11 protein-coding genes and 1 rRNA gene are annotated in these 14797 nt (G+C 31.0%); 8 read left to right on the top strand and 4 right to left on the bottom strand.

Translation table 11 applies throughout. The annotated features are described in order from the left end of the window. The first annotated feature begins 2 nt into the window (after positions 1-2). From P2W65_RS11305 to P2W65_RS11280, 6 genes are all read left to right on the top strand, one after another. Positions 3-2318: a DUF262 domain-containing protein gene (locus P2W65_RS11305; RefSeq protein ID WP_289665617.1), complete on the top strand. Its 2316-nt coding sequence runs from the start codon at positions 3-5 to the stop codon at positions 2316-2318. A 20-nt stretch (positions 2319-2338) separates the two neighbouring features. Next, complete coding sequence (locus P2W65_RS11300; protein WP_434783360.1) at positions 2339-5632, top strand: type I restriction endonuclease subunit R; 3294 nt, start codon at positions 2339-2341, stop codon at positions 5630-5632. 70 nt (positions 5633-5702) lie between these two features. Beyond that, positions 5703-5954: a hypothetical protein gene (locus P2W65_RS11295; RefSeq protein WP_289665613.1), complete on the top strand. Its 252-nt coding sequence runs from the start codon at positions 5703-5705 to the stop codon at positions 5952-5954. 9 nt (positions 5955-5963) lie between these two features. After that, positions 5964-8078, top strand: coding sequence for a hypothetical protein (locus P2W65_RS11290; RefSeq protein ID WP_289665611.1), 2115 nt, complete (start codon positions 5964-5966; stop codon positions 8076-8078). An 88-nt stretch (positions 8079-8166) separates the two neighbouring features. After that, positions 8167-8862 carry a hypothetical protein gene (locus P2W65_RS11285; RefSeq protein ID WP_289665609.1) on the top strand — a complete coding sequence of 232 codons (696 nt, stop codon included), beginning with the start codon at positions 8167-8169 and terminating at the stop codon, positions 8860-8862. A 37-nt stretch (positions 8863-8899) separates the two neighbouring features. Then, positions 8900-9532 (top strand): hypothetical protein, encoded by a 633-nt coding sequence (locus P2W65_RS11280; protein ID WP_289665607.1) that lies wholly within the window; start codon positions 8900-8902, stop codon positions 9530-9532. Positions 9533-10332: 800 nt separating this feature from the next. Here P2W65_RS11280 and P2W65_RS11275 read toward each other — a convergent pair. The 3 genes from P2W65_RS11275 to P2W65_RS11265 form a co-directional block, all read right to left on the bottom strand. After that, entirely contained in the window at positions 10333-11100 is a 768-nt protein-coding gene (locus P2W65_RS11275; protein WP_289665605.1) for a metallophosphoesterase, read from the bottom strand. Between the two features lie 79 nt (positions 11101-11179). Continuing rightward, positions 11180-11461: a helix-turn-helix domain-containing protein gene (locus tag P2W65_RS11270; RefSeq protein WP_289665603.1), complete on the bottom strand. Its 282-nt coding sequence runs from the start codon at positions 11459-11461 to the stop codon at positions 11180-11182. A 39-nt stretch (positions 11462-11500) separates the two neighbouring features. Beyond that, positions 11501-11917: a hypothetical protein gene (locus P2W65_RS11265; RefSeq protein ID WP_289665602.1), complete on the bottom strand. Its 417-nt coding sequence runs from the start codon at positions 11915-11917 to the stop codon at positions 11501-11503. A gap of 534 nt (positions 11918-12451) precedes the next feature. On the opposite strand from P2W65_RS11265, the gene P2W65_RS11260 reads away from it, so the two are divergent. Together P2W65_RS11260 and P2W65_RS11255 are read left to right on the top strand one after the other, a co-directional pair. Next, the gene (locus P2W65_RS11260; protein WP_281635554.1) at positions 12452-12739 is read left to right on the top strand and encodes a helix-turn-helix domain-containing protein; all 288 of its coding nucleotides are present in this window, start codon (positions 12452-12454) and stop codon (positions 12737-12739) included. Between the two features lie 9 nt (positions 12740-12748). Then, entirely contained in the window at positions 12749-14002 is a 1254-nt protein-coding gene (locus P2W65_RS11255) for a type II toxin-antitoxin system HipA family toxin (protein ID WP_289665597.1), read from the top strand. A 625-nt stretch (positions 14003-14627) separates the two neighbouring features. On the opposite strand, the gene rrf is transcribed toward P2W65_RS11255, so the two are convergent. Then, positions 14628-14737: ribosomal RNA gene (gene rrf / locus P2W65_RS11250) — 5S ribosomal RNA — on the bottom strand. Between the last annotated feature and the right edge of the window lie 60 nt (positions 14738-14797).

Genomic DNA, 14797 nt, shown 5'->3' with positions numbered 1-14797 from the left:
CGATGAAATACACTTTATACACATTATTAGAAAATAATTTAGTCAAAATTCCATTGATCCAAAGAGATTATGCACAAGGTCGAGAATCAGAAAAAGATTTAAGAAATAGTTTCATTACGAAAATTCAAAAAATCTTAAATGACGGAACAGAAAAGCTTAATCTAGATTTCGTCTATGGTTATACTGAAAAAACAAGTCAAGGCAAAACCAATTTTATACCGCTTGATGGACAACAACGATTAACTACTTTGTGGTTGTTACATTGGTATTTCGCTTCTAAAGAAGGTAAATTAACAAAAGATGAAGAAAGAAGCGATGTTAAATCAACGCTTTTAAATTTTACTTATGAAACAAGAATTTCTTCCAAAAGATTTTGCGAAAATTTAGTCAACAATCCAATTTCAAATTTAGATAAAATTGAATCCATAAAGGAAGAAATAATAGATTCGTCTTGGTTTATGACTTCTTGGAAAAATGACCCAACAATTATTGCAATGCTGAATATGTTGGAAACAATTCATACAACATTAGCCGATTGTGAAAATGTATGGGATAAATTAACCTTAAATGCGCTAATTACCTTTGATTATATTGATATTAAATCCGATGAATTTAAATTAACAGATGAGTTATATATTAAAATGAACTCAAGAGGAAAACCTTTAACGCCTTTTGAAAATTTTAAAGCAATATTCTCTCAACTTTTAAATGATGATGAAACAAACTATTTTAAAGAAAGCATTGATTTCAAAGGGAGTAAAATAACCTATCAACAATATTTTGCATTTAATATTGATGGTAAATGGGTTGATTTATTTTGGAATTACAGGAAGATAAGTAATAAAGGTTTAGATGAAAACATATTAAACTTTTTCTATTATGTAGCAGAAATGCAACATTACAAAAATAATAAAGATGGAAACTTCACTAAGAATTTCGAATCCTTAAAAACAGTTTACGCATTTAAGGAAAATGTTGATTTTCTCTTCAATTCACTGGATTTTTTATCAAGTGTGAAAGATGTGGGATTATTTTTTAGCGAATTGTTTTGTAATAATGAATATGAAATTGGTAAAGTAAAATTATTCGATGATAAGCCTACCGATTTATTTCTAAGAGCATTTACAGACGAAAACTTTGATGTAAAACAAAGAGTACTTTTGTATGGTGTTTTGGATTTTTGTATTGAAACAAAAACTTCATTTCCTGATAAAAATTTAAAAGATTTTATTCGAATAACAAGGAATTTACTATCTCGAACACGACAGGTGAATACATCCAAAAGAATTGAATACACTTCCAATTTACGTTTGCCAAACTTTTTCGAATATTCTAATTTTATTATAGAATTAATACAGCTAATAAAAGTAAATCCTAGTAAAAATGTATTCCGATTATTTACTGAAAATACATTAAAAGGATTTACAAAAGAGGTTTTTGATGCAGAAAAAAATAAAGTGATTGCAATTCTTGAGAATGATAAAAAAGAAGAAGCTATTATTAAACTCGAGGAACATTTTTACTTGGAAGGTATAACTGATAATTTCGATGTCGAATCAGAAGATATTGAAAAACATGTTAATGCATTTTATGAAATTTGGGAATTTAAAGAGACAAATAACTCACTTGTAGTGAGAGCTCTGCTAACGCATGGAGACTTTTCAGTTAAAACACATGATTATTCAAGTTTAGGCGCAATTTGGTATTTTGGTTCTGAAGAAGGTTGGAATAGAATTTTAACAACAACCGATAAAATTGAACAGGTAAAAATCAAAGCTAGTATCAATTCGTTTCTAAAAGAATATATAAAATTAACTGAAAAAACAATTGCTGAAAAATTATATAAAATGATAAATACTTTTAATCCGACAGACAAAAATTGGATTTACTATTTTATTAAATATCCAGAATTCACATCATATATCGTTGATAACATTAATCTATTTACTTGGAAAGACAACAATGGTTTTAATATAAATAGTGTTGGTAACTCAGGTAAACAGCCTTTGGCTTCCTATCACATAAACCCATATTTAACTGCTATAAAAGAAAAGTTCTCAAAAGAGAACAAAGTAAAAAAATATCATGGACGATATACAGATCAATTGGGGTGTATAGGATTACCAAAAGATATTACTATTTATTGTGGTGATGAAGGTTATGAAATATATAATTTAGAAAAGCATAAAGAGTTTGACTCATTAGTAAAAAACTTTAACTTGGTAAAAGCAAGCAATTATTATCTGTTAAATGAGTCTATTACGAAAGATAAAATTGAAATAGCAATTGATTTTTGTCAAGAAGTTTTAAAAAAATAAGTTTTTAATAAATCATAAATATGGCATATCTAAACGAATCAGATATTGAAGTTGCCGATATCAATTTTTTTACAGAAAAATTGGGTTATACACACATCAATGCTTGGGAGAAGAAACTTATGGGCAGGGAAACACTCAAAGATGTAGTGTTACTCGATCAATTGCGTTCTAGTTTAGAAAAGCTAAATAAAAATTTACCTCCTGAGTGTATTGACCATGCGATTTATGAGCTTACCAAAAGTAGAGCTGCACTTGCACCTATAATAGCCAACAAGGAAGTTTATCAGCTGATTAAAAACGGTGTGCCTGTTGATTATAAAAATGAACTAGGTCGGGAAGAAAATGATTATGTTAAAGTAATTGACTTTAAAAATAAAACAGAGAATGATTTCTTAATGGTTTCTCAATTAAGTATTGAATATCAGGAAACACAAAACATTACCCGAAGACCTGATTTATTGCTATACATCAATGGCCTGCCATTGGTAATGATTGAATTAAAAAATGCCACCGAAAAAGCAAAAGTAGGATTTGATAAAAACTTAAAAGATTACAGGCGAGATATTCCTCAGTTATTTTGGTACAATTTATTTGTATGTATTTCCAATGGAATTCAAACCAGAGTAGGCAGCTTTAATGCGCCTTGGGATCACTTCTTCTCTTGGCTGAAATTAACCGATACATCCATTACTCATGACCAGCCTACAAAAGAAGAAATTGAAATCGAAAGCCAAAAAACTGGAGAGCATTTAAGCCTAAAAATATTTGGAGAAGGGCTCTGCAGTAAAGAAAACATATTAGATTATTTCGAAAATTTTGTTTTATATCATAAAAACAAAATTAAAATTATTGCTAAAAACCACCAATTTTTAGGAGTAAACAATGCAATACTTGCCCTTGAGGATAAAGAAACTAATCAAGGAAAATTAGGTATCTTTTGGCACACCCAGGGTTCTGGAAAATCATATTCAATGATCTTTTTCTCTAAAAAAATTCATAGAAAAGTTACAGGAGATTGGTCCTTTTTAATAATAACTGACCGAAAAGATTTAGATGGTCAGATATATAGAAATTTTCTTGAAACAGAGGCTATTGTAGAGACTAAAGACCAAAAAGAAAACTACTTCAGGCCAAAAGACAAAGCTAATCTTAGAGAATACCTGCAATCCAATAGAGCATATGTTTTTACATTAATTTTTAAATTTGGTGTAGAAAGCGGAAAAACGTATCCGCAACTAACCGACAGAAAAGATTGGATTGTAATTGTCGACGAAGCTCACAGAACCCAGTACAAAAGTTTGGCAGAAAATATGCGTATTGCATTACCAAATGCCCAATACATAGCTTTTACCGGGACACCTTTATTAAAAAGTGAATTGACCAAAGATTGGTTTGGTTCCTATATTTCAGAATACAATTTTGCTCAAAGCATTGAAGATGGGGCAACAGTACCTATTTTCTATAAAAAAAGTGTACCAAGAGTCGAACAGGTTAATCCGAACTTAGTTGGTGAAGCAGCTGAAATTCTGGAAAATGAACACCTTACCGATGACCAGAAAAACAAATTAGACAAAGAGTTTTCTACCTTGCTAAATGTAGTACGAAGAGATGATAGATTAGAAGAAATTGCAAAACATATAGTTAAGCATTTTCCATATCGCTTAGATGTTGTAGATGAAGAAAATAACAGAAGACCGATGAAAGCTATGGTCATCAGTATTGATAAATTTACAGCGGTCAAAATGTACGAAAAGGTGCAATACCACCTAAAAGAAGAAATAAAAGAATTAAGAAAGAAAGTAGTTCGCGAAACTGATCCTGAACTAAAGAGAAGATATCAAAACGCCTTAGAGTTTATGATCGAGACCAAAATGGCAGTTGTTATAAGTCAGGATGGGAGCGATAAAGAAGAGGAAAAAATATTTAGTGAAGCTGGTTTAAATATTAAACAACACAGGCAACTGTTAGACAATCCGGATGATGATGGCCGAAATATTGAAGATTACTTTAAAGATCCTAACGATCCCTATCGCATTGTTTTTGTAACGGCTATGTGGATGACTGGTTTTGATGCTCCATCAGTTTCTACGCTATATTTGGATAAACCATTACAAAATCATACTTTAATGCAAACTATTGCAAGAACGAATAGGGTACTTGAAGGAAAGAAAAATGGTTTGGTAATTGATTATTTTGGGGTTTTTAGAAATCTTAAAATAGCTTTAGCAGCCTACGCTGAAGGAACTAAAGGCAAGAAAAGTGAAGACGATGAGGATGAATATCCCGCAAAAGAGTTTGAGGAATTAATATCATTGCTGGATCAGGCAATAATAGAGGCAAAATTATTTTGCCGCGAATTAGGAGCTGATGTCGATAAAATTTTATCAATGGATGAAAGAGGTTTTAAAGAAATAGAATTGTTTCAAGAATATGCCAATATCATTCTAGCCAAAGATGAACATCGTAAACAGTTAGGGCTATTTGTAAACACTATTGTTTCATTATATGATTCTGCCAAACCTGAAATCTATGAATTTCCAATCGTCAAAAAAAACAGGGATGTTCTACAATATTTGAGGGGTGTTGTGGATAGAAATATAGATCAGGATGAAGCGATTGAAAGAGCTAAGAAAAAGATTGAAGAGCTATTGGATAACAGTATTGTTGGAAAAGGAGATTTGCAGAAACCTGGAATTCTTGATTACAAGATGGATACTTCAAAACAAATTGATTTAAGTAAATTAAATTTCGAATTGTTACGAAGTGAATTTTCAGGCAAAAAACATAAAAACATCCAGTTTGCAGATTTAAGAGAATTGCTTGAAATTAAATTAAAACAAATGATGGCTCAAAATAAAACAAGAGGCTCATTTTTAGAAAACTTTCAAAAGATAATTGATGAATATAATTCAGGCAGCATATCGATTGAAGAAGCTTATGACGCATTATTACAAGAAGCTGCAGAACTGAATGAAGAGCAGCAAAGGGCTGCCAAAAATGAGATGACGGAAGAAGAGCAAGAATTGTTTGATTTATTAAAAAAAGAAAAACTAACCAAAGAAGAAGAAAAATCCGTTCGATTGGCAGCAAAGTCTTTATTAGAAAAATTGTACGATGCTAAAAATAAAATACTAATTCAAGAATGGCATAAGGAAAAAGCAACACAAGAAAAAGTTAAGAGAGAAATTCAATTGGTCCTTGGGAATTTACTGCCAGAAACCAGTTATGACCGATTAGTTTTTTCGCAAAAAGTAGATATAGCATTCCAACATTTTTATGAATTGGCACAAATGGGCAGAGGCTTTGCAGCTTAATTTATATTGCGTAGAAAACTTATAAAACAAAATAAAGAATGATCTTGTTTATACATTTAAAAAATAGCGAATGTCAAATTTTTATTGTGAATACTGCGGAACAAAAAGTGCCAGTATATCAAACTTAACAGCAAATTCATGTCACCGTCATCCTTCAGGTCCTAACCAGGGAAAACACAAATTATATGAAGGAAGTGAAAAATCCAGTTATAACTGTAAATATTGCGGAACTACAGCACCAACAATTATTTCATTGACAGGTAATTCTTGTCACCGTCACCCTTCGGGAACAAATAAAGCAAAACATTCACCAACCCTGTAAAATTTAGCCATGCAATCATTATTACAAAATCTAAAAAATGCAGCCTTTTTAGACAATAAGATAACCCCACAATTCAGTAAAGAATTTCCAGAGATAATTTCGGCAGAAGTATATATTGATCCTATACCTCTTTTAGCAAAAAAAAAAGCTATCAACTATCATAAGTTAAATTCTGGTAATGAAATTTTATATTTTTCTGAAAAAAAATGGGAAGAAAATAATGGGAAAAGTACACTAACATCCATAGTAATAACCACAGAATTTATATCGGCTCACTGGTCAGTATCTAATGAAATTAATGTTTATTATTTTAAGGATATAAGTAGTATCGAATATGATAGTACATTATACCATTTTTTTGATATAAATAATGAAGAAATTGGCGGTATATTTAATTTTTTCGCTGTCGTAAATAATTATGATGATGCACCAATTTATTTTACTGACGAATTGGTTAAATTGATTAAATACCATAAAGGAAGAAATGAAACTCTAGAGAAACTTAATAATCTTAATAAAAGTTACATTGACTTTAAAAATAATCATAGCCAGAAAGAAATGTTAGAACTGGCTGAGAAAGATTTTAGTAATCAAGTTTTAATTCTTTACGATCAATTCACCGTTCAATATGGGAAAAACAACATGCCTATTGATCTCAAATACTATGAGTTTTTAGCATATCAGGGTAAATCTGAATTTAAAAAAGCCCTGGAAATAACTGATTATGTTTTAAAAAATTATACCGAAAACACCTGTTTATGGTATGAATTAAAAGCTGCAACTTTAAACAAATTAGGCAACACCTATCAAGCTATAATATACTACAATAAAGCATCTCTACTTAGTCTGGACAGCCAACAAAAATTAAAATTTAGGGATATTACGCAGACTTTACAAAATGATTTTAATAAAATTTTTATTACCCTTCCCTACCATCAAAGAAAGTTAATTTTAATTGATAGCGAATTTAAAAGTACACCTGAAGAAACCTTTATCGTATTAGAAAAAAATAATTTACCATTAAATATTCAATTTCCTAACAATAATCCCAAAAAGGAAGAGCTATATATTCTTCATCCCTATATTAAAGATATTTACATGCCTTTTTCTGATTATGAAGTAATATTATTTAGAGATAAATTTGAAGAGTTTTCATATTTAATTCAATGTTTAGGTGCGAAAAAAATGACTATAAAAGTTGCTAAAGAAAGTAAAAACAGTCGTTCTAACTTAATTAATCTAACTTCAAATATCAATAGTGAAAAATCAGTAGACGGTGCTATCGGAATAAATGGATTTGGAATAAAAGGCAGTAATAAAAGTACCAAAAATAATGAAACAGATTTTAGTTCCGATCAAGATCAGATAAAAGAGGATGATACTTATTATTCAAGAACACAAATCTTTAATCCAACAAAAAAGCCTTATCTGCCTTTAGAAATGATTTGGTATGAGAATGAATCAACTTGGCAAAGACTATACAAGCAAAGGATCACTGGTAATATAAAACATCATCATGACATTTTAAACTCGAAAAGCACTTACTCAATTTCAGAAAAAGAAAACACTTCATTGAAAGAAGCGTATACAAATTATATTTCTGCAGAAATAAGCTACTTAGCTTATAGTGCATCTGGAAGTCTAAATACTGAGAAAAACAAAAACATATCTAAAATAGTAGAAAGTACTTTCAATCAAAATGATTCAATTGAATGGGACATCGAAATAGAGTTCGAATCAATTGAAAATTTGACAGAGGTCAATGAGTTAGAAAATCAATTCAATCCAAGCACTGCAATTATTTCAACTGAAGAGGAATACTACAAGGAAGAAATAAAATTTATGCTAGAAGATGACGGAATAATTGACGACAAAGAAAGAAGTATTTTAGAAAGATTACGAGTAAAGCTGAATCTTTCACCTGAGAATGCATTAAAGATTGAAAATGAAGTTAGAACTGGAGGGAATTTGACGGATGATGAAAAGGAATATTTAGAAGCGTTTCAAGAGATGAAAGACCATGCGGAGATTACGGACAAAGAAAGAAAAATTCTAAATAGATTTGCGAGCTTATTAAATATCCCAGTTGAGCGCTTAATTCAATTAGAAAGTATTCTCAAATAGTTTTTACATCAGGAAACCGAATTTAAAAGGCACACCTATAAAAGTTGCAAAAAACAAAGTTATATAACTAATATACAAATTAAAGAAAATGACTGAAGAGAACATTAACCTCTTTTTAAGAATATATGACCGTTGTCTGAGATACGGAGATACTCATCCAAAATATAAAAACATTTATGATCAAAAAACAATTAAATACATTTTCGAGCAAAATTTAAGAAGCGATAATTTACATATGTCCATGTATGTTTTTTCTGCAGAGCAGAATTGCTGGTCAAGAGAAGTTTTGCTATACTTTGTCTATCGTCTTAATTTATCAGACAGAAATACATTCACAAATTTGCTTTTTTCCGTCTACAATATGACCGATGCAAATACTTCATTATTTACTTTTTTTTCACATGATACTATTATTGATATGTTTCAAAAAGTTAATACACCTTTTTGTTCTAAAGATGAGTTCAATGACTTCGATGATTTAGATAATGATTTAACTGTTTATAGAGGCATTCGAAGTGCTCCCGGAAATATTAACAGATGTGGTTTTAGCTGGACATTAAAAAGAAAAATAGCTAAAGATTTTTCTTTTCAAGACAATCCAACCAACACTGCTTTTATTGTTAGTGGCCAAGTTAATAAAAAAGATATTTTTGGGTATTTAACAAACAGAGGAGAAGCTGAAATAGTTATTGCTGCTAATTTAGTAAAAAATAAAGTGCTTAAAAAAATTGAAAAATCTACCGAACAGGGTATTAATTATATAGAAACAATAATTACTAATTAAAACTCATTTTTCACTAGTAATTTCTATACACTAACTTATGTCAAATATTCAAGATAAATTGTGGTATGCATGCTACGGATCAAACATGCTAGAAGATCGATTTCTTTGTTACATCAAAGGAGGACAGCCAAATGGGGCAAAGACAGTTTATGAAGGTTGCAATGACAAAACTCTTCCAATCGAGCAACAAGATTTTCACATACCATTCGAACTATATTTTGCTAAAGAATCAGGGACTTGGGATAACGGTGGTGTAGCTTTTATTAAAAATAAATCTCAAAGAAAAGAAACAACTCTTGCCAGAATCTATCTCATAACAAAAGGTCAATTAATAGATATTGCACGACAAGAAACAAATACAAAAAATGATCTGTTACTAGATTTTGAAAGTGCCACTAGCCACGGTCACTACATTTTCAAACGTCCTTCATGGTATGGAAATCTATTATATTTAGGAGAGCATGATAACTACCCCGTTTTTACCCTGACAAATGAAAATGATTTAGAAATTTCAACAAAGCCAAGTGAGAGCTATTTAAATACAATCATAAATGGAATAAAAGAAACGCATAGTTTGAACCACAAGTCAATTTTTGATTATTTGGTCACTAAAAGAGGAATAATAAACAATTATACTAATAAAGAACTGGCTGATATTATTAACAAATAAAGAATTAACTATATAAATCCATGTCGAAGTATAGCTGATTATGACATAATCAAGCGATAAGTTTAAAACAAATAACTTCCTCAATAATTTTTAAAATCAAATCAACCTTGCTATTGTCTTTTTCAACGTTCAATTTGTCCGATTGAGCATAATTCTAATTTGGAGCTTATATCAAGTGGACATCTTTTTTTGCAAAAAAAAAAAATTAAACCTATTTTTAAAGATATTCAATATTACAAATTTTGTGGCAGAATCGTGGCGCAACTGGAAATTCCCGGTTAAAAATCTTTAAAGCCATTGGCTCTTAAAAGAGGTTCTAATCGGGGTGAGACAGATATGTTTGCTGATTTGGGTGCAGCAGATTCGTATCTTGTGATTTGTTCACTTTTTTTAATAGTTCAAGTTTCGTGAACAATACGAAAAAACGAACATGATTTAACTTCATATAAGTTAGCTAAAAATAAATGCACATTCCAGTTGTGATGTTATATCTTAAAAACACTCTAATTTTGAAAGGTGGGTAGAAAAGTAGGCAGATAACCTTATCAACAATTGAACTACAATCCTTGAGAAAGTTCAAATCCTGGTCTTTTATTAAATACAAAAGTAGATAAGGTGGGCAGAAAACATGGGTAGAAAAAACTAAATTTCGATGTCACTTACATTGATCACCATTAAAACCTTTAAGGAGCGTTAGTTGTAAAATATCTTCCAGTAAAATAGCATTTTCATAAATTACTTTCCTATTAAGAATTAAAGTAATAAATTGTATCCGTCGAAATAGCTTTACAACATGAAATTCAGAAAATTAAAACTTTGTCACTGCAAAACCTGTCATGTTCACCTCGTTGGATATATCCAAGCTGGTTTGTTACTATATTTGTATTTCCAATTTTAAAATCCTTATTATTATAATGACTGTGTCCATAAATCCAGTAAATTGGCTGGAACTGTTTAATAAGCTCTGAAAGTTCAACAGCAAAAGCTTCGTTCAAGGGACTATTTTCATACATTTTTGGATATTCTTTAAAAGTCGGAACATGATGAGTTGTGACAACAGTTTTTTTAGACTCTGGAGTCTGTAGAATCTTCGTGATAAACTCTAAATTCTCAAAATATAACTTATTATAATCAATTGCTGAAAAGCTTGCCCCATTATATTTAATAACATGAAAATCACTGAGCCCTCTTTCAATATTTAATCTGGAAATCGGACTAATATGAGACCATAGAGTCGAGAAAACCAGTTTTAAATTATCATATTCTACAACATAATTATTTAGAAGGATTACATTATTTCTAATCTTCTCATAAAAAGTTCCTATTTTCAGAAGAGCATCAAAATAGTAGTACTCATGATTTCCAGGAATCCAATATGTCATTTGGAAATTATCGGATAAGAAATCAAAAAAATCGTGATGTTTATCCATGAGCGAAAAAGGTACAATATCCCCAGCGAGAATTAAGATATCTCCTTTTGGAATTAAGGGATTATCTCTCAGGAATTCTTTGTTTTTAATAAACTCCAGATGCAGATCTGAAGCATATTGAATTCTGTTTATCTCCATATTATTATTTTTTTTAAGAACCAAGACTCGCAAAAAGAAAGAAAGTTGCTCTTTGTATTGTTATAAAAAAAAGATTCATTCAGATACTATTCTTACGAAGAGTTTCCTCAATCTTCATACTATCGTATAGAAATATATCTCCTAGTTTAGTATATGGAAGAATCCCAGTCTGCCTGTATTTTATAATAGTATTATTAGACAGTCCAAATATCTTTTTTAAATCCTCATTTCTGTAATAAACAGGTCTCAAGGTTTTTCCTTTACTGATTTTTGAATCGATCGCTTCCAGTTTTAACATTAAAGGATCAATAATGTTTTTAATCTCCATTATAAAAGCTTGCCTCTTTTCTTTCTTTGTCATAATTGAATTGTTTGTTGATATTATATTTTTTTTCCAAGCTTACCAGTTCTCAAGTTTTCTTTTCCGCTCCGTCAATATCCCAATCAAGTCATCTAAAAATCTCATCTGTTTCTCTTTATAAGTATAACCTTTACACTCGGAAAACTGTCTGCTAATTCTAGTTATTTTTTTCTGAACCCCTTCATTATCTCTATATGTGAAATTACTACTTATGAATTCCTGAATACTTATTCGATTTTTTTTCACATCAGATGGATCAAAAAAGAACAGACCTTCATCCATCAGAATATAGAACAGAATTGCAAGCTCACTTTTACTATAAGAGCTTTTGCACCTTTCGTATGATAATAGATTAATCTGCGATTCGTTTAAGAGCAACAAATTTTCTATCTTATTTAATCTCTGATCAAGTTTAAAAAATTTATTGATAATCTTGTATCTCTTAGCTTTTTTCATTTAAGTAAGTTAGAATTCTAATTGTTTACTTGATTGACGTTTTTATTCTAATATCAACAAAAACCTTAGTGGTTAGCCTTATAAAATTAATTTGATTTTTTAAAGACTGCTAAAATAGTTTTCGACTTGGAAATTATATGTATCTTTTGTCACAGTGTACTTTTTTTATTTCTCTAACTTTTAAGTTTTTACTCTTCATTTATATAGATTCAAAAAAGAATAATTCCAACTGAGATGATCATGTTGATGAGATTTGGTATCTCCAACAACAACAACAACAACAACAACAACAACAACAACAACAACAACAACAACAACAACAACAAGAACAAGAACAAGAAGAAGAAGAACAAGAAGAATAGAAACACAAACAAATTGATTGTTATTTCAAACAAATAGATTACTTTTGTATGAAATAACAATCATTAGCAACATTAGTAACATTAGTAACATTAGTAACATTAGTAACATTAGTAACATTAGTAACATTAGTAACATTAGCAATACTAATAGCTTTAGTAATACATTGCAAAGATGAACAGGAAGAAACAAATCATTTATCCTAAATATAAGGAGGTGATGGAACAAATGGGAGAGAATATTAAACTAGCGAGAAAAAGACGTAAACTTACCACTAATCAAGTAGCTGAACGTGCAGATATCGCAAGATCTACATTGTATCTAATAGAACAAGGAAATGAAGGTGTAGCTATGGGTGCTTATTTTAATGTACTTCGGGTATTAGGTCTTCATGAGGATTTTCTTAAACTTGCAGCGGATGATACCTTTGGACGAAAATTACAAGACCTAGAGTTATTATAATTAGAAGAGATGGCACAGAACAAATTCGACATATATGTTTACGCACACTGGATAGGTATGCAGGAACCTGAGTTAACAGGCATCCTGTCGGCACATTTTGCCAAAGGCAAAAAATCATTCAGCTTTGAATACGACAGAACATGGATTAAATCAAAAGATCAGATGCTTTTTGATCCGGATATTCAGTTTTATTCAGGTCCACAATTCCCAAGTGATAAAGAAAACTTTGGAATTTTCCTTGACAGTATGCCAGATACATGGGGGCGAACACTAATGAAAAGACGAGTCAGCCAGCAGGCAAAAGAGAATGGAGAAAAACCACGGACACTTTACGATATAGATTATCTTCTTGGTGTTTACGATGAAAGCCGCATGGGAGCGTTGCGTTTTAAGACTGAGCCCGACGGACCATTTTTAGACAATAATAATACAAGCCCTACTCCACCATGGTCTTCCATTCGTGAACTTCAGAACGCCGCAAAAATGCTGGAGAATGACGATGATAACAAAGAGATCCAAAAATGGCTCTCTGTTCTCATGGCTCCAGGCTCTTCTCTTGGAGGAGCCAGGCCAAAAGCTAATATTCTTGATGAGAATAAGGAGCTCTGGATAGCAAAATTCCCTTCAAAAAATGATACGATTGATAAGGGAGCATGGGAAATGCTTGCCTATGAACTAGCACTTAAAGCGGGCATAAATATGGCGGCAAGCAAAATAGAGAAGATTGCCGGAAAGTACAACACTTTTTTCACAAAGCGTTTCGATCGGGAAAAAGAACAAAGAATACATTTTGCGTCGGCAATGACGATGACTTCTAATAGTGAAGATACAATTCGCGATAATACACCGAGCTATCTTGACATTGCTGATTTTATTCAAAACTATGGAGTGAATATTAATAAAAACTTACAGCAGCTATGGCGCAGGATTATTTTTAATATTGCTGTTTCTAACACTGATGACCACCTTAGAAATCATGGATTCATATTAACTAACGAAGGTTGGACACTATCTCCAGCCTATGATATTAATCCCTCAATAGATAAGGATGGTCTTGCCTTGAATATTGATACTCACAACAACGAGCTTGATTTTAATCTTGCAATAAGTGTTGGAGAATATTTTAGGCTAGATAACAGCCAAATGGATAAAATCATAAATGAAGTTATTGAGGCCGTAAGCACTTGGAAAGTCATTGCGCAAAAAATTGGAATCTCTAGAGCAGAACAAGAATTAATGGCCGCCGCATTCAAAGTATCTTAATGCTATTATTAAAGTAAATTTTCATTATATGCTAAAGCATATATTTTTAAAATTATATGCTTTTTTATATTCAAAAGCATATAATTAGGTGAACAGTAAAATATCGTAAGTAGCTGTAATAATCTATTCGCATTAAACACAAATGCAAATAAGTGTATCAGAAATTGATTATATTATAAAAAAATGTATTTTTGCCATATTAAAAAAATAGAGTTATAAATTATTAAAAAACAAGACATTACAACGCAGATTAGCGTATTTTAAAGTTCGTGGCAGAATCGTGGCGCGACAGGTAAAAAATATCGGAAAATGCAGTATAAGAGCGTGATGCAGAACTTAGGTTCTGATCCCTCTTTATCTCGTTAAAAACAATTAGACATCATGCGAGCTGGAACGACAGATAAATAGCAGGTCATTTGAACAGCTTCTAATGAGCAACGATGAAGAAAATGTATTGGCCGTTGCACAAAATCAAAAGATTCCGACTCCATGGCTGACGCATCCAGATTTAGAGAGTTTTTTTAGGGCAATGGATTAAAAGAAATTCAAAACCGTTCTCTGCGCAAAAAATAAAAAAGTATTATAAACAAAAAACCCCGTTTCGTAAGAAACAGGGTTTTCAAAAGAAAGGCGGCGACATACTCTCCCACAATGATGCAGTACCATCTGCGCAGGCGGGCTTAACTTCTCTGTTCGGGATGGGAAGAGGTGAGCCCCGCCGCAATAACCACCTTAAGGTTTTCAGTAATTAATATCTAATTACCTTCCGCGTGCGGACAATATTTTAACATACTG

The organism is Flavobacterium panacagri (genome assembly GCF_030378165.1).
GTDB lineage: Bacteria > Bacteroidota > Bacteroidia > Flavobacteriales > Flavobacteriaceae > Flavobacterium > Flavobacterium panacagri.
Note: the sequence above shows the minus strand (reverse complement) of the source record. Positions and strands in the feature narration are given on the sequence as shown.